Below are 16,687 nucleotides of genomic sequence, written 5' to 3'. Positions count from 1 at the left end.
TGACGGTGTTTTCACTGCTTATCCCAATGCTGCTTTGCCACACTTCACGGTGCGGGCACGATTTCGTTCAGTCTGTTCCTTATTCAGGAGTCATTAATGGAACTTCTATTCGACCCCTCGATCTGGGCGGGTTTATTAACGCTTGTCGTGTTGGAAATTGTTTTAGGCATCGATAATCTGGTCTTTATCGCCATCCTGGCTGATAAGCTGCCACCGAAGCAGCGTGATAAAGCGCGCCTGATCGGTTTGTCACTGGCGCTGGTGATGCGTCTGGGGCTACTTTCACTGATATCCTGGATGGTGACGCTAACACGTCCTCTGTTTAGCGTAGGTGGCTTCAGCTTTGCCGGGCGAGATTTGATTTTGCTGGCGGGAGGGATCTTCCTGTTATTTAAAGCCACAATGGAGTTACATGAACGGTTAGAAAATCGTCCGCTTGATGGGTCAGGCAATCGTGGCTACGCCAGTTTCTGGGCAGTTGTGACGCAAATTGTGGTGCTGGATGCGGTGTTCTCACTTGATGCGGTCATTACGGCTGTCGGTATGGTGAACCATCTACCGGTGATGATGACCGCTGTCGTGATTGCGATGGGTATAATGCTGCTGGCGTCAAAGCCGCTGACTAACTTTGTTAACGCCCATCCCACCGTCGTTGTGCTGTGTCTGAGCTTCCTGTTGATGATCGGTTTGTCGCTGGTGGCAGAAGGCTTTGGCTTCCATATTCCTAAAGGTTACCTGTATGCCGCGATTGGCTTCTCGATTCTGATTGAATTGTTTAACCAGATTGCGCGTCGCAATTTCATTCGTCATCAGTCACATCGACCGCTGCGTGAGCGTACCGCAGAGGCTATTTTGCGTCTGATGGGGGGGCGAAACCGTACGCAGGCGGCAACCAGCGAAGAGTCATCCTTAATGGAAGCCATGCCGCAGGAAGCGTTTAAAGATGAAGAGCGTTATATGATTAACGGCGTATTGACGCTGGCATCACGCTCAGTTCGCAGCATAATGACGCCACGCAGTGACATTTCCTGGGTTGATGCAAACCGTCCGCTGGATGAAATTCGCATTCAACTCCTTGATACGCCTCACAGTCTGTTTCCGGTATGTCGCGGCGAACTGGATGAAATCGTTGGCGTGGTGCGTGCCAAAGAGTTGTTGGTGGCACTGGAACATGGTATGGACGTTGCCACCTTTGCTGCCAGCACGCCTGCCATTGTGGTGCCAGAAACGCTGGATCCTATCAACCTGCTGGGCGTGTTGCGCCGAGCCAAGGGAAGTTTTGTCATTATCACCAATGAGTTCGGCGTGGTTCAGGGCTTAATCACACCACTGGACGTGCTGGAAGCCATTGCCGGGGAATTCCCGGATGAGGACGAGACACCCGATATTATTGCGGATGGTGATGGCTGGCTGGTAAAGGGCGGTACGGATTTGCATTCGTTACAGCAGTTACTCGATTTTCATGAACTGGTCGATCCAGAAGAGGATCATGCCTCGCTGGCGGGTTTATTGATTGCTCAGAAAGGCCAGTTGCCGCTACCGGGAGAAGTGATTGATATTGAACCGCTTCACTTCCAGATTATCGAAGCAACTGATTATCGCGTTGACCTGGTCCGCGTGACCAAAGACAAACCGCATGAAGATGAGGAAGATGGCGCATAAATGGCGCTAAGGTGAATGAAAGCGCACCCTTCAACGGTGCGCTGCTTGTGTCGAAAAAGGCGAATCAGGCTTCAATATTCGTCTTATGCTGATTCAGCCATGCCGGAAAATCTCCCAGCGGCATGGGACGCGCATAGAAATAGCCTTGCAGATGATCGACACCGCGCTCGCGCAGATAAGCCGCCTGTTCTGCTGTCTCGACCCCTTCAGCAACCAAACTAATATTCAGCCGCTGTGCCAGTGAAATAACCATATCCGTCACGGTGGCGTTAATTGCATCGGTGCCAATAGCGGCGGTAAAAATTTTATCGATTTTAAGCACATCTGGTTGTAAATCTTTCAGATATGACAATGAACTGTGCCCGGTGCCGAAATCATCAATCGCCAGTCTGACGCCAATTTCATGTAGCTGAGAAATAACCGACTGATCGACGACCGGTAAAGCATCCCGCTCGGTTAATTCCACCACTAACTTAGGAACCGGATTGGCTGGCCACCAAAGTTTATGGAGATCGTCCAAAATAGCCTGATCGCGAAAGTGGCTGGCCGCGACATTAACCGCAATATGGAATGACGGGCAGCGCGGAAGCTGGGGTAGATGGGCCACAGCCTGATTAAACACAAAGCGGGTAAGAGGGGCGATTAAGTTTTGGCGTTCGGCCAGCGGGATAAACACATCTGGGGCAATCCAGCCCTGTCGTGCATTGTGCCAGCGTAACAGCAGCTCAATGCCATCACATTCACCGGTTTTGGCATTGATCAGCGGCTGGCAATACACCATAAATTCATTGGCGGTGATGCCGTAACTAATTTGCCAGCTCAGGCTCATGCGGTTGGCGGTGGCAAGCCAAACGATATAGCCCATCAGCAGGCTCAACAACAGTGCCAGCGGCAGCTGGGAGGGCAACGTTGCCAGCGCCAGCCGTGACGGTGATGGACCATAAAGCGTGATAGTAAACGGGTAACGTAACGAAGCCTTATTATAACTCACCTCGTCGTCTGAAGGCACGGTGGGTTCTATCAGCGGATTGCCATATTCCAGGCTTTCGCCATTTACATTAAGAATTGCCCGTTCAACCCAGGGTAATTGCGGTTCAAGCAGATAATTACTCATCAACTCTATATTAACGACCTGCAAAATGCCCGAACGGTTATCCAGGCTTTTTGGCGTCCAGAGCAGCAAAACCGGCGAGCCTTGCAATAAATAGGTATCAACCGACAAAATCATGCGCTGATGGTTAAGCGCTATTTCAGGATAGGTCTGGCTAAAGGAAATATGTCGCGGGCCGTAAATACTGGAACAATAGATGGTATCGTTTTTTACCAGCAGCATGGCGCGCACGGTTTGTAAGGCTGAAATTTTTTCGATCAGCGGGAAGCGCATCGCCTGGCAGGGAACGCCCACCAGGCCCAGGGCATTGTTAGCGGAAACATCCAGTGGCGAGAACATCCGATCAAAACGCATAATGGCGTTATCCGCAAAATTGAGCGCCTGATGTTGAATACGTGACTTTTCTTCAAAAAAACGGAAAGCCAGCGTCAGGATAAGCACGATAATGGCGATCACTAACGCAATAAATAAACGTTTGCGTCTGAACTGTCCAACAAAATGCTGGGCCATAAGCATCAGTAACCACCTTCCCAAAAACAAGAAAAAGCCAATGTAACGAGTGATTATCGGCACGACACGGTCCAGATTTAGGCCGTGCTTCTGAAAAAAAGCGGCACTAAAAAACAGCGCGACCCTAAGATCGCGCGGAAAATCACTCTACAGAATTCTGTGAGGCTGAGATAGCGTAGGATGCGGATTTTAATACGATTGCACGTTATTTGATCAGCTCACGATGCGCTTAAATTAGTCACACTGAACTTTAATTGCCAGGCCGCCGCGTGAGGTTTCGCGATACTTCGCGTTCATGTCTTTACCGGTTTCGTACATCGTCTCAATGACTTTATCGAGCGAGACGCGCGGTTCGCTGGTACGACGTAATGCCATGCGCGCCGCATTAATGGCTTTCACCGAGGCGATCGCATTGCGCTCAATGCAGGGAACCTGGACCTGACCCGCAACCGGATCGCAGGTTAAACCCAGGTTATGCTCCATGCCAATTTCCGCCGCGACACACACCTGTTCGGGACTGCCGCCCAACAGTTCTGCCAGACCCGCTGCCGCCATGGAGCAGGCGACGCCGACTTCACCCTGACATCCCACTTCTGCACCTGAAATAGACGCGTTCATTTTATACAGCACGCCAATGGCACCGGACGCCAAAAAATAGCGGATAAAAATATCCGGCGTGACGGTTTCAATAAAATGGTCGTAGTAGGCTAACACGGCAGGCACAATCCCGCAGGCGCCGTTAGTTGGCGCGGTAACCACCCGTCCACCGGCCGCATTCTCTTCATTGACCGCCAGCGCAAACATATTCACCCAGTCGATCACGTTCATCGGATCGTTAGAATGTTTCGTTGAGGAAACTAAAAGGCGACGCAGCGATGCGGCGCGACGTGGTACCCGCAGCGGACCGGGCAATACGCCTTCGGTATTTAAACCCCGGTCGATACAAGCCTGCATCGTTTGCCAAATGGTTGTGAAGTAAGCATAGATTTCGTCCCGCGAATGCAAAGCCAACTCATTTTTCATCACTAAACCAGAAAGTGATAAGCCGGTTTCACGGCAATGCGCGAGCAAATCTTTGGCAGAGTGAAAAGGCCAGGGAACCGAAACTTCATCTAATGCAGATTGACCAAAATGTTCTTCATCAACAATGAAGCCGCCGCCCACCGAATAATAGGTTTTAGACAGAATCAATAAATCGCCCGTAAACGCTAATAAACGCATACCATTTTCATGCAGCGAGAGGTTATCGCTGCGAAATACCATGCCGCCTTCACGTGGGAAATCGACTTCATGCGCGCCTTTAGCCAGCAACAGACGTTCACGTTGCCCGACGTCTTTGATGAATGCAGGAATAGCGTCAATATCCACGCTTTCCGGTGATTCGCCCGCGAGTCCCATAATAATGGCAATATCAGTATGGTGACCTTTACCGGTCAATGACAGCGAGCCGTAAACATCAACCGCAATTCGCGTCACTTGATGCAGTTTTCCCTGTTCGGCTAACAGATCCACGAACTGTTTCCCTGCTTTCATTGGGCCGACAGTGTGAGAGCTGGATGGACCAATGCCCACTTTAAACATGTCGAAAACGCTAATCATCAGTGACACTCCTCACAAATTATTCTAAGCCTGCCGTCGCAGTTAATGGCGCTAATAGTAACCATCCCAAAAGGGAAGTGAGCATGTTTTCGCATGAAATAAACTAATAAAAAGGACGAGAAAAAATTATAGCGCGGGGCCAGATTACAGGCGCGTTAAGGAAATACTGAGACGAAAACTGGGCGCTATAAGGCGATCTGCTGACTGAGCGCGCGGATAATCCCTGCGGTCATGCCCCAGACTAAATATTTTTCGTATAAAGACAACCAGACAGGGTGCCGGATACCAGCGCGGTGGATCTCTAAAGAAGCATAGCGGCTAAGCTGTAGCGCTTCGGCGAGCGGCATTTCAAAGGCGCTTTGCACCTCATCAAAATTGAGGCGCAGCGGTAGGGTAGGAGGGATGATGCCCACAACAGGCGTGACCTGAAAACCGGTACTGCTCGTTACCGCAGGCAAACGACCAAGGATCTCAACATGCTGTGGATCGATGCCGACTTCTTCATGCGCTTCGCGCAGTGCGGTAATGATCAGGGATTGATCGCTGGCGTCCTGCATACCGCCAGGAAAAGCAACCTGGCCGGCATGTTTACGCAACGCATGAGATCGCTGCGTTAATAACAGGCCGGGTTCATCGCGCGCTATAATCGGCACTAACACTGCGGCATGACGCCCCGCCAGCGGCTGTGTGTGTTGTAGCGGCTGGTGTAACAGAAACCGGCTGCGAAAGGCATCAAGCGTCAGCGACGGCGTCATTTACACACCTTTGTCCAGGGCGGGCAAAATGCGGCTCACCTTATGAAAAGTTTCCTGATATTCCGCGTGAAGTTCGCTATCCGCCACTAAGCCGCCGCCTGCGGAGCAATAAAGCTGCTGGTTTTCAGCAATCAACGTGCGAATGGTGATACTGGTATCCATGCGCCCACACAGGCTAAGATACCCAATACTCCCGCACCAGGCATTGCGGCGCTGCGGTTCGAGTTCATCAATAATTTGCATCGCCCGGATTTTCGGCGCCCCCGTAATTGATCCCCCTGGAAAGCAGGCGCGTAATAAATCTGTGGCATGCAAAGCCCTGGGTAAGGTGGCCCGGATGGTGCTGACCAGATGATGTACCGCCGGAAAGGCTTCCACGACAAACAGTTCGGGCACGCTGACCGATCCCGGCAGTGCGACGCGGCCAATATCATTACGTAACAGATCGACAATCATCAGATTTTCAGCACGATCTTTTTCTGAGACCGCCAAATTTTCCGCTTGCTGGCGATCGGCCTGGGGATCGTCAAGACGGGGAAGCGTTCCTTTAATCGGGCGTGCCTCAATGACGCCTTCATCCAGCGCGAGAAAACGTTCAGGCGACACGCTAAGGATCACGCTATCAGGTAAGCGTAAAAACGCGCTAAAAGGGGCTCGATTGGCTGCACTGAGCGCGCAAAAAGCCTGCCATTCATCGCCCTGATAACCCGCCTGAAAGCGTTGAGCCAGATTGACCTGATAACAATCTCCCGCCTGGATATAAGCCTGTACGGCATGAAAACGCTGCGCATATTCATCGAAACTCAGGTTGGACTGCCAGCCGTGGGTAAGCGAAAAGGGAGGGGCGATACGCGCCGGCCAGCCTGCAAGCCACGCCCAGCGCGAATGCACCTCTTTCAGCGCAACCAACGTCAGACGCTGGCGATGATGGTCGGCAATTAACGCCCAGTCATAAATGCCAACTGCCATATCCGGGGTGCTGAGATCGCGCTTGGCGTTGTCTGGTAAAGGTTCAAAACGCCGACCTAAATCATAGCCAAACAGACCTAATGCGCCGCCCTGAAAAGGGAAATCGGGATGTCTGTCAGGTGAAACCCCCAGCGCAGCGCATTGCTGCTGCAGCAACAGCAGGGGATCGTCACTGGATTCAGTAATGACATCATCCTGGCGGATCGTCGTCTGTGCGCCATGCGTCACTAATGTTACGCGTGGGTCAGCAACAAGAATATCAAAACGGTTATCGGCATGATCGGCGTTGCCTGAAGAGAGCAACATTGCCCAGCGAAGATGCGCGATACGGGCAAAACGCTGCGTTAATGCATCCGGGGTATAGTGTAAGCTGAGGGTTTCAACAATCATCGGGCAAAAGATCAAACATCAAAGTGGACATTAGACTGACATATTTTTAACTGACTGGCACCTGTTTGTTCCACATGGAATAATGTCAGCCCAACAGCAGGAGTAGAAGATGTTTACAGGCTTACCAGCACTTTCTCATGAACAGCAACAGCAGGCTGTCGAGCGGATACAAGAACTGATGGCGGGCGGCATGTCCAGCGGAGAGGCGATTACTCAGGTCGCGCAGGAAATTCGTCAAACCCATACCGGCGAGCAAATCCGGGCGCGCTTCGAAGAAGATGAAGATGACGAAGCCTGACGCCCGGCGCGCGGCTTAGCGAGCTGCGATAATTTTGATTTCCACTTTGTATTTCGGGTTCATTAGGCCTGCCTGAACCGTACAGCGAACCGGGGCGTTACCAGGAGAAACCCATGCGTCCCACGCGCGGTTCATGGCTGCAAAATCGGCTTTATCGACCAGAAAAATGGTTGCATCAAGGATTTTGCTTTTATCACTACCAACACGCGTTAACAGCGCGTCAATCACCGCTAAGGCATTTGCGGTCTGCGCTTCGGCATCTTCATCAAGATTTTCCGGTACGCTGGTGTAATAAATGGTGTCGTTGTAAATCACCGCTTCAGACATGCGGTGTTCTACTGGTTCAATTCTCATAATTTGACTGGACATTTCAATACCTTAATCATCGTTTGTTCCACGCGTTAAATCGATGTGGAGCATAGTTGGGGCAGTTGGGGTAAAAATATCATCAAATAACGTCGCGTGCAGTGACAAATGGCCTGATGACAAGTGGATGTATCGCCTCATACTATTGATACTCTGCCCTTTCTCGTTTTCTGAAGACGGAAGAGAGGGACGCCAGCCCTAATCCTCTGCGCTGCCCACGTATGGCGCAGGTCGTGAAATCTGAAATTCCCGCTCGCCTTAACGCAGCCTTTCATTCTGTATTGGCGTTGCTGTTAATCAGGTACGTGACATTTTACCATTATCGTATTTCACGCTTTTGGTTACTCACGAAGGTACAATAAAGCGACTAATGACTTCTTTTCGCAACGCCCAGGGTAGTAAAGGTATTGCGGATGTGTAGAGGCATAATCGTCGATTTAATACATAATCCCGCCAGCAATGCAGCGTAAAATCGTTCGAAATAATCCTGTAAGCCAGTGACTTAAATGTCGCGCATAGTTAATTAAAGTCACATTTTATTGCCTGTCAATCATGCAGCAGGAAGAGGTAACGCGTTGTTTTATAGGGTTTTGCTTTGTAAGCGCAATACTGACATAATTACAGTGTTTTTGCCGTTCTTTGAGAGGATATGTGGCGGACGATTTTGCAGTTGATGGTGCGCTGGCGCAGGCGCTAGCCGGTTTCAAACCGCGTGAAGCGCAGCGTGAAATGGCGCAGGCAGTAGCAGAAGCCGTAAAATATCATGGCGAACTGGTGGTTGAAGCGGGAACCGGTACGGGTAAAACCTACGCTTATTTAGCGCCAGCATTACGGGCCGGGAAAAAAGTGATTGTTTCAACCGGTTCGAAAGCGTTGCAGGATCAACTTTATGGTCGCGACTTGCCTACGATTGCGAAAGCGCTTCAGTTCAAGGGCAAAACAGCTTTATTAAAAGGGCGCTCCAACTATTTATGCCTGGAACGTCTTGAACAGCAATCAATGGCGGGCGGCGATCTTACCGCGCAGGCGCTCAGCGATCTTGTCACGTTACGCGGCTGGTCATCCCAAACCGCTGACGGCGACATCAGTACCTGCGGCGGCGTCACCGAAGACAGCCCGATCTGGCCGCTGGTCACCAGCACTAACGACAATTGTCTCGGCAGCGATTGCCCGCTGTTTAAAGACTGTTTTGTCGTTAAAGCGCGTAAGCGCGCCATGGATGCCGATGTGGTGGTGGTAAACCATCATCTGTTTCTCGCCGACTTAGTGGTTAAAGAAAGCGGTTTCGCTGAGTTAATTCCCGAAGCAGACGTCATGATTTTCGACGAAGCCCATCAGCTTCCCGATATTGCCAGTCAGTATTTTGGTCAACAACTTTCCAGCCGCCAGCTTTTAGACCTTGCCAAAGATATTATCATCGCGTATCGCACCGAAGTGCGCGATGTGCAGCAACTGCAAAAATCAGCCGACCGTCTGGCTCAATGTGCGCAGGATTTTCGTTTATCGCTCGGTGAGCCAGGCTATCGCGGCAATCTGCGCGACCTGCTCACTGACACCAGCATCATGCGTATGTTTACCTTACTGGATGACGCGCTGGAGTTGTGTTACGACGTGAGCAAAATGTCGCTGGGGCGTTCCGCCTTGCTGGATGCCGCTTTTGAACGGGCGGCGCTGTATCGCAGTCGGTTAAAACGCTTACGTGCCATCAACGAACCGGGCTTCAGCTACTGGTATGAATGTACCTCGCGTCATTTTACCCTGGCGCTCACGCCTCTTTCGGTGGCGGAACGTTTTCGCGAGGTGATGGATAACCGCAAGGCCGCGTGGATTTTTACGTCTGCAACGCTGGCGGTAAATGAAAAAATGGATCACTTTGCCGATCGTCTGGGCGTGAGTCAGGCAAAAAGTTTGATCCTCACCAGCCCCTTTGATTTTTCTCAGCAGGCGTTGCTCTGCGTGCCGCGTAATTTGCCGGAACCCAATCGCCCTGGGGGCGCCCGTCGGCTGGCTCAGATGATGAAACCCCTGATCGACGCCAATAAAGGCCGCTGCTTTTTTCTTTGTACGTCACATTTGATGATGCGTGAACTGGCGGCTGAATTTCGTGCCTCAATGACATTGCCGGTATTGCTTCAGGGGGAAACCAGTAAAGGTCAGTTGTTAAAACAATTTATCGAGAAGGGCAACGCCTTACTGGTGGCGACCAGCAGTTTCTGGGAAGGCGTCGATGTGCGCGGGGATGCGCTGTCGTTGGTTATTATTGATAAATTACCGTTTACCTCGCCGGAAGACCCACTGCTAAAAGCGCGGATGGAAGATTGTCGTATCCGTGGCGGTGATCCATTTGTTGATGTGCAGTTACCTGATGCGGTCATTACCCTTAAACAGGGCGTAGGGCGTTTAATCCGTGATACCGACGACCGCGGAGTGTTAGTGATTTGCGATCAACGTCTGGTGTCGCGTCCTTATGGCGCGTTGTTTCTTAACAGTTTGCCGCCTACGCCACGCACCCGTGATATTGAGCGTGCTATCACATTTATTCGCCAGCAACCGGTTGAGTAATTTTATGCTAAGATGCGCGCCGTTTTTGAATCTTTAGAGGTGGTTATGTCTGCCCGAATTTTAGCGCTGGACACAGCAACGGAAGCCTGTTCAGCCGCTTTGCTAAACCAGCAGCAAATAGACGCTCGCTTTGAAATCGCGCCACGCGATCACACTCAGCGTATTTTACCGCTGATTGAAGAGTTGCTGCTGGCGCAGCAGCTTGATTTGACCGAACTTGATGCGCTGGCCTTTGGTCGCGGTCCGGGCAGTTTTACCGGTGTGCGTATCGGCATTGGTATCGCGCAGGGTTTAGCGCTGGGAGCCGCGTTGCCGATGATTGGTATTTCAACGCTGGCTACGCTGGCGCAGGGTGCCTGGCGTCAGCATGGCGCGCGACGTGTGCTGGCGGCGATTGATGCGCGTATGGGTGAAGTTTACTGGGCCGAATATCAGCGTGATGAGAAAGGCAACTGGCACGGAGAAGCAAGCGAAAGCGTACTTTCACCGGATGCCGTGCTGGCACGCATGCAGAAGCTGGAAGGGGAGTGGAGCATGGCTGGCACCGGCTGGCAGGCTTATCCTGAATTGCAGCAAGGCCACGCCTTACAGCTTAGGGCCAGCGATGTATTGCTGCCCGCCGCGCAAGATATGCTGCCACTCGCGCAACAGGCGTTTGAACAGGGCAATACCGTCGCACCGGAACAGGCTGAACCGACCTATTTGCGTAATGAAGTCGCCTGGAAAAAATTACCGGGGCGATAAACGCAACGCAACTTATTGTTATGCGTCCAGTCTAATCAAATATTATCTGGAGATCGCCTATGTCAATTTGTCGTAAAAGCCTGTCAGGTTTATTACTGACCTGTACATTGATTTTGAGTGGTTGTGTTTCAGTACCGGACAGTATTAAAGGAAGTTCGGCGCTGCCGCAGCAAGATTTGCTACGCGTAATGAACAATCCGGCCATCTACACCGGTCAGGAGGCGCGTTTTGGCGGTAAAGTAGTGAATGTCACTAATTTAAATGGCAAAACCCGTCTTGAGGTGGCAACCCAGCCGCTGGATGACGGTGCGCGGCCACGACCTGGCGCCGCATCTGTTGGGCGCATCTACGCCGATATTCATGGCTTCGTCGATCCGGTTGACATAAACAATCAATTCGTTACCGTTTTAGGCACGATTAAAGGCACCGAAGCGGGAATGATCGGCCAGGCCAAATATAAGTTTGTGGTTATTGATGTGCGTGGTTATCAGCGCTGGCATCTGGTTAAACAGGTAACATCGCCACCGCAACTTATTGATCCGTGGATTTGGTACGGGCCAACGCGTCATCGCCCCGGCTACTGGGGGCCGAACCCTTACTGGGGCATGTACAACAGTGGTCCTGCGCAGGTGGAAACCATTCTGACAGAATAGGGTTTGGTTAACGAGTTAGCCCGGTCGCGGCGCACGCAACCGGGCTTTTTTATTGTGCTTTTTTACCGGCACGAAATTTAGTGATGAACTTCGCAACCTCTAAAAGCCAAAATACGCAAACTGGTACAATCAGTTAAAATATTGTTAACAAACCAGATGGCGAGGCGGCGATGGAGATACAATATGATTATCGGGGTGAGTCCTTGAATAAGGTTTGGCTAAAACGCTACCCGGCAGATGTACCTGCTGAAATTAGTGCAGATCGTTATACCTCATTAGTTGATCTGTTTGAGCAAGCGGCAAAGCGTTACGCCGAACAACCCGCCTTTTGGAATATGGGTCAAAAGATGACCTATCGCCAGCTGGAACAAAAAAGTCGTGCGTTTGCTGCCTATTTACAAAAGGCGTTGCACCTCAGGCCCGGCGACCGTGTTGCGCTTATGATGCCAAATCTGCTGCAATATCCGGTGGCACTGTTTGGTGTGCTGCGAGCGGGCATGGTGGTGGTTAATGTGAATCCACTTTATACCCCGCGGGAGCTTAAACATCAGCTCAACGATAGCGGAGCCAGCGCTATCGTAATCGTATCTAACTTTGCTCATACGCTGGAAAAAGTGGTGGCGGAGACGGCGGTTAAACACATTATTCTGACGCGTATGGGGGATCAACTGGCCCCCGTAAAAGCCGCCTTGGTGAACCTTGTCGTTAAATATATTAAGCGCCTGGTTCCTGACTACCATCTACCGGGCGCGCGCGCTTTTCGTCATGTATTGCGGCAGGGCGCTAAGCTGGGTTATCAGCGTCCCGAGGTGAGCAATGATGATATTGCCTTCCTGCAATATACCGGCGGCACCACCGGCGTAGCGAAGGGCGCGATGCTGACGCATCGTAATATGCAGGCTAATCTTGAACAGACCCGCGCGACCTACGGTAAAGTCCTGCGCGATGGCGAAGAGTGTGTGGTAACCGCGCTGCCGCTTTATCATATCTTCGCCCTGACTGTGAATGGCCTGCTGTTCCTTGAACAGGGCGGCCAAAACTTGCTAATCACTAATCCTCGCGATATTCCCGGCTTCGTGAAAGAAATGGCTAAATTCCCTTTCACCGCCATTACTGGCGTCAATACGTTATTTAATGCGCTGTTAAACGATGCCAACTTCAACAAACTCGATTTCTCAACGCTGCGTCTGTCTGCGGGCGGCGGCATGGCGGTTCAGAAAGCGGTGGCCGAACGCTGGGAGAAACTTACCGGCCATTATTTACTGGAAGGTTATGGTCTGACGGAGTGTTCACCGCTGGTTTCGGTGAATCCTTATGATATTAGCTGCCATACCGGCAGCATTGGACTGCCGGTGCCTTCAACGGATGTGCGGGTAATTGATGATGCGGGCAATGACGTCCCGCCGGGAGAGCCGGGTGAACTGTGCATTCGTGGGCCGCAGGTGATGTCTGGTTACTGGCGGCATCCTGAAGCCACCGACGAAGTGCTTAAAAATGGCTGGCTCCGCAGCGGTGATATTGTTACCGTTGACCAGGAAGGATTTATCCGCATTGTCGATCGTAAAAAAGATATGATCCTGGTCTCCGGTTTTAACGTTTACCCTAACGAAATTGAAGACGTACTGATGCAGCATCCCAAAGTGCGTGAAGCTGCGGCAATTGGTGTACCCAGTGATTTATCCGGGGAAGCAGTGAAAGTCTGTGTGGTGAAAAAGGATCCCTCCTTAACCAAAGAAGAACTACTTGATCACTGTCGTCGCCAGCTAACCGGCTACAAGGTACCCAAAATTATTGAGTTTCGTGAAGAGTTGCCTAAGACGAATGTTGGCAAAATCCTACGCCGCGAGCTGCGCGATGAGGCCAAACCCAGCATCAGTTAAGCCTCGACAAGATTACAGGTTGAACGCCGGCGATGATGTCCGGCGTTTTTATTGCTTTTAACATGGAGCATCGCGCGTTGTTTGCTGCGGTGAAAAAATGAACGTGAACTATTCCCTGATTGACCAGGATGATCAACTGGCTGAAGTATGCCAAAAAGCGCGCCAGTACGCCGCTGTGGCACTTGATACTGAGTTTGTCCGCACGCGCACCTATTACCCACAACTGGGCCTGATTCAGCTGTTTGACGGCGAGCAGCTGATCCTGATCGATCCTCTGAAAATCAGTGACTGGTCTGCCTTTATCGATTTGCTCACCGACACCAGGGTTATCAAATTTCTGCATGCGGGTGGCGAAGATCTTGAAGTATTCCTGCATCGTTTTGGTGTCTTGCCACAGCCAATGATTGATACGCAAATACTTGCCGCTTTTTCGGGGCAGCCACTGTCGTGGGGTTTTGCGTCAATGGTGGCGCACTTCACGCAGGTTGAACTGGATAAGAGCGAAGCCCGTACCGACTGGCTGGCGCGTCCTCTGACTGAACGGCAATGCACCTATGCCGCCGCGGATGTGCATTATCTGTTGCCCATCGCTCATCAGCTAATGACGCTGACCGCCGAAGCCGGAAACATGGCTGCCGCGCTCAGCGAATGTGAAAATCTCTGCCAGCGCCGACTCGATACGCTGGCACCAGAAGAAGCCTGGCGCGATATAACGAATGCATGGCAACTGCGACCACGCCAGCTGGCGGCCCTACAACGTCTGGCTGCATGGCGTCTGAAAACCGCGCGTGAAAAAGACATGGCCGTGAATTTCGTGGTGCGCGAAGAGAACCTGTGGAAGGTGGCGCGGTTTATGCCGGGTTCGTTAGGCGAACTGGATCAGCTGGGTTTGTCCGGCCATGAAATTCGTTTTCATGGTAAGAGGCTGATTGCACTGGTTGCGGAGGCGCAGGCAGTGGATGAAGGGGGGTTACCACAGCCGCTGGGTAATCTTATCGATCAGCCGCAGTATAAGCAGGTCTTTAAGGCCATAAAAGCGTTGGTGCAACAGGTGAGTGAGCAAACCGGATTTAGCCAGGAACTGTTAGCATCTCGTCGACAAATTAATCAGGTGTTGAGTCAACACTGGGGATTGAAGCCACAGCATCGCGCCCCCGAACTGTTAACGGGATGGCGAGGCGAGGTTTTGAAACCGGGGATCGACAGCATTTTATCTGAGGTGTAATCCCTAAAAGTTCCCCTGCAACAGCGCAGGGGAAATTCAGGAAACGGTTGGCGTCATTTAGTCACTTCTTCCGTTTCCGGTAACGTGACGTTCAGCTCCAGAATCGAGATGTCATCCCCTTTCTGATCGAGTTGTACCGTTACCATTTCTAGATCGATCTTCACATATTTGCAAATCACTTCCAGAATATCGCGCTTAAGTTGCGGAAGATAGTGGGGCTCACTGTCGCCCCTTCTGCGTTCTGCCACGATAATTTGCAGCCTTTCCTTGGCTATATTGGCAGTGTTCTTCTTCCGGGATAAAAAGAAATCAAGTAATGCCATGGTTTATCCCCCGAACAGGCGTTTCAGGAAACCCTTCTTCTCTTCTTCAATAAAGCGGAAGGGGCGTACTTCACCGAGTAACCGTTCAACGGTATCGGCATAGGCTTTGCCAGCGTCAGATTCGCTGTCGAGGATCACGGGCTCGCCCTGGTTAGAGGCGCGCAGAACAGATTGATCTTCAGGAATGACACCCACCAGCGGAATGCGCAGGATTTCCAGCACATCTTCCATGCTCAGCATGTCGCCACGACTGACGCGGCCAGGATTGTAACGGGTCAGTAGCAGGTGTTCTTTTACCGGCTCCTGACTGTTTTCAGCACGGCGAGATTTCGAAGAAATAATGCCAAGGATACGATCGGAGTCACGCACGGAAGAGACTTCCGGGTTGGTGGTAATGATCGCTTCATCGGCAAAATAAAGCGCCATTAACGCTCCCGTTTCAATACCTGCCGGCGAATCACAGACGACGAAATCAAATTCCATCGCGGTTAAGTCGTTCAGAACCTTTTCCACACCTTCACGTGTCAACGCATCTTTATCGCGCGTTTGTGAAGCGGGCAGAATATAAAGTTGCTCGGTACGTTTGTCCCGAATCAATGCCTGATTCAGCGTGGCGTCGCCCTGGATGACGTTAACAAAGTCATACACTACGCGGCGTTCACAGCCCATAATCAGATCAAGATTTCGCAGACCAATATCGAAATCGATAACAACCGTTTTTTTGCCCTTCTGCGCTAAACCGGTGGCGATGGCCGCGCTTGACGTGGTTTTACCAACGCCCCCTTTACCGGATGTAACTACAATAATGCGTGCCATAAATGATGATTTCCTTAACGAAAGAAAAGGGGCCTAATTAAGTGTCTGGATTGTGAGGGCGCCATCTTGCAGACTAAGACGCGCCGCTTTACCAAAAAATTCTTGCGGGATCTGATCCATAATCCAGTATTCGCCAGCAATCGAGACCAGTTCTGCGGCCAGGTGGGTACAAAAAACCTGACAATCGCGATCGCCACTGGCACCCGCCAGCGCACGACCCCGCATCATGCCGTAAATATGGATGTTGCCGTCGGCAACCAGTTCAGCCCCCGCGCTGACGCTGCTGGTGACAATGAGATCGGCATTGCGTGCATAGATTTGCTGACCCGAACGCACCGGCGTATTAATAATGCGGGTCTTGACCGCTACCGGCTCGGCAATAAGCGACTTCGCTTCTGGCTCTGCAGATTCGCTACGCTTTTTCCCCTCTTTACCTTCTGCCAGGACCGGTAATCCGGCGCGGGAAATCATGCGCTTTAGCGCTTCATCTTTACAACCGCTCACGCCGACAATGCGCAAACCTGTCGCCAGCACCGCCTGTTGCAACTGTTTCCAGTTTACCTCGCCATTTAGCGCCGCAACATTCAACACCACCGGGGCGTTTTTCAGGAAATCTGGAGCCTGGTCAATCTTGTCCTGAAGAGCCTTGCGAATCACCTCTGAATCGTGGTGATGCAGATGAACGACAGACAGGGTGAAACTGCTACCTTTAAATTCGATTGGCGTTTGCGACATCTGTCCCGACTCAGTCCTGTTTTCACTACCGTTTGCTAAGTGACGATAAAATTGTCAATTTGCGAAAACGGTGAATATTCGAAGTTCTG

General features: G+C 51.4%; 15 protein-coding genes. 7 read left to right on the top strand and 8 right to left on the bottom strand.

Going from position 1 to position 16,687, the window contains the following annotated elements; all coding sequences use genetic code 11:
* Positions 1-96: 96 nt before the first annotated feature.
* Positions 97-1,662, top strand: a complete 1,566-nt coding sequence (locus tag H2P46_RS20335) for a TerC family protein (RefSeq protein ID WP_193406638.1) — start codon at positions 97-99, stop codon at positions 1,660-1,662.
* Positions 1,663-1,726: 64 nt separating this feature from the next.
* On the opposite strand, the gene H2P46_RS20330 is transcribed toward H2P46_RS20335, so the two are convergent.
* From H2P46_RS20330 to pabB, 4 genes are all read right to left on the bottom strand, one after another.
* Entirely contained in the window at positions 1,727-3,289 is a 1,563-nt protein-coding gene (locus H2P46_RS20330) for an EAL domain-containing protein (protein ID WP_193406637.1), read from the bottom strand.
* 228 nt (positions 3,290-3,517) lie between these two features.
* Positions 3,518-4,882, bottom strand: coding sequence for an L-serine ammonia-lyase (locus H2P46_RS20325; RefSeq protein WP_193406636.1), 1,365 nt, complete (start codon positions 4,880-4,882; stop codon positions 3,518-3,520).
* Positions 4,883-5,067: 185 nt separating this feature from the next.
* On the bottom strand, positions 5,068-5,637 hold the full coding sequence (locus H2P46_RS20320) for a CoA pyrophosphatase (RefSeq protein WP_193406635.1): 570 nt from the start codon (positions 5,635-5,637) through the stop codon (positions 5,068-5,070).
* Positions 5,638-6,996 (bottom strand): aminodeoxychorismate synthase component 1, encoded by a 1,359-nt coding sequence (gene pabB, locus H2P46_RS20315; RefSeq protein WP_193406634.1) that lies wholly within the window; start codon positions 6,994-6,996, stop codon positions 5,638-5,640.
* A gap of 109 nt (positions 6,997-7,105) precedes the next feature.
* Between pabB and H2P46_RS20310 the strand changes: the two genes are divergently transcribed.
* Positions 7,106-7,294, top strand: a complete 189-nt coding sequence (locus H2P46_RS20310) for a YoaH family protein (RefSeq protein WP_193406633.1) — start codon at positions 7,106-7,108, stop codon at positions 7,292-7,294.
* Positions 7,295-7,309: 15 nt separating this feature from the next.
* On the opposite strand, the gene H2P46_RS20305 is transcribed toward H2P46_RS20310, so the two are convergent.
* On the bottom strand, positions 7,310-7,663 hold the full coding sequence (locus H2P46_RS20305) for a RidA family protein (protein WP_193406632.1): 354 nt from the start codon (positions 7,661-7,663) through the stop codon (positions 7,310-7,312).
* Positions 7,664-8,311: 648 nt separating this feature from the next.
* Between H2P46_RS20305 and H2P46_RS20300 the strand changes: the two genes are divergently transcribed.
* The 5 genes from H2P46_RS20300 (at position 8,312) to rnd (ending at position 14,724) form a co-directional block, all read left to right on the top strand.
* On the top strand, positions 8,312-10,222 hold the full coding sequence (locus tag H2P46_RS20300; RefSeq protein WP_193406631.1) for a DNA repair helicase YoaA: 1,911 nt from the start codon (positions 8,312-8,314) through the stop codon (positions 10,220-10,222).
* A 45-nt stretch (positions 10,223-10,267) separates the two neighbouring features.
* Positions 10,268-10,966 (top strand): tRNA (adenosine(37)-N6)-threonylcarbamoyltransferase complex dimerization subunit type 1 TsaB, encoded by a 699-nt coding sequence (tsaB, locus tag H2P46_RS20295; protein WP_193406630.1) that lies wholly within the window; start codon positions 10,268-10,270, stop codon positions 10,964-10,966.
* Positions 10,967-11,025: 59 nt separating this feature from the next.
* The gene (locus H2P46_RS20290; RefSeq protein ID WP_193406629.1) at positions 11,026-11,619 is read left to right on the top strand and encodes a Slp/YeaY family lipoprotein; all 594 of its coding nucleotides are present in this window, start codon (positions 11,026-11,028) and stop codon (positions 11,617-11,619) included.
* A 203-nt stretch (positions 11,620-11,822) separates the two neighbouring features.
* Positions 11,823-13,499: a long-chain-fatty-acid--CoA ligase FadD gene (fadD, locus tag H2P46_RS20285; RefSeq protein WP_193406628.1), complete on the top strand. Its 1,677-nt coding sequence runs from the start codon at positions 11,823-11,825 to the stop codon at positions 13,497-13,499.
* A gap of 103 nt (positions 13,500-13,602) precedes the next feature.
* Complete coding sequence (gene rnd / locus H2P46_RS20280; RefSeq protein WP_193406655.1) at positions 13,603-14,724, top strand: ribonuclease D; 1,122 nt, start codon at positions 13,603-13,605, stop codon at positions 14,722-14,724.
* Positions 14,725-14,777: 53 nt separating this feature from the next.
* On the opposite strand, the gene minE is transcribed toward rnd, so the two are convergent.
* The 3 genes from minE to minC are packed head-to-tail and all read right to left on the bottom strand — an operon-like array spanning position 14,778 to position 16,598.
* Entirely contained in the window at positions 14,778-15,047 is a 270-nt protein-coding gene (minE, locus tag H2P46_RS20275; RefSeq protein ID WP_193406627.1) for a cell division topological specificity factor MinE, read from the bottom strand.
* 3 nt (positions 15,048-15,050) lie between these two features.
* Positions 15,051-15,863, bottom strand: coding sequence for a septum site-determining protein MinD (minD, locus tag H2P46_RS20270; protein WP_193406626.1), 813 nt, complete (start codon positions 15,861-15,863; stop codon positions 15,051-15,053).
* A gap of 33 nt (positions 15,864-15,896) precedes the next feature.
* On the bottom strand, positions 15,897-16,598 hold the full coding sequence (minC, locus tag H2P46_RS20265; RefSeq protein WP_193406625.1) for a septum site-determining protein MinC: 702 nt from the start codon (positions 16,596-16,598) through the stop codon (positions 15,897-15,899).
* Between the last annotated feature and the right edge of the window lie 89 nt (positions 16,599-16,687).

The organism is Mixta mediterraneensis (assembly GCF_014946725.1).
Classification (GTDB): Bacteria; Pseudomonadota; Gammaproteobacteria; order Enterobacterales; family Enterobacteriaceae; genus Pantoea; species Pantoea mediterraneensis.
The sequence above is the reverse complement of the archived record's forward strand: the minus strand, read 5'-3'. Positions and strand labels throughout refer to the sequence as shown.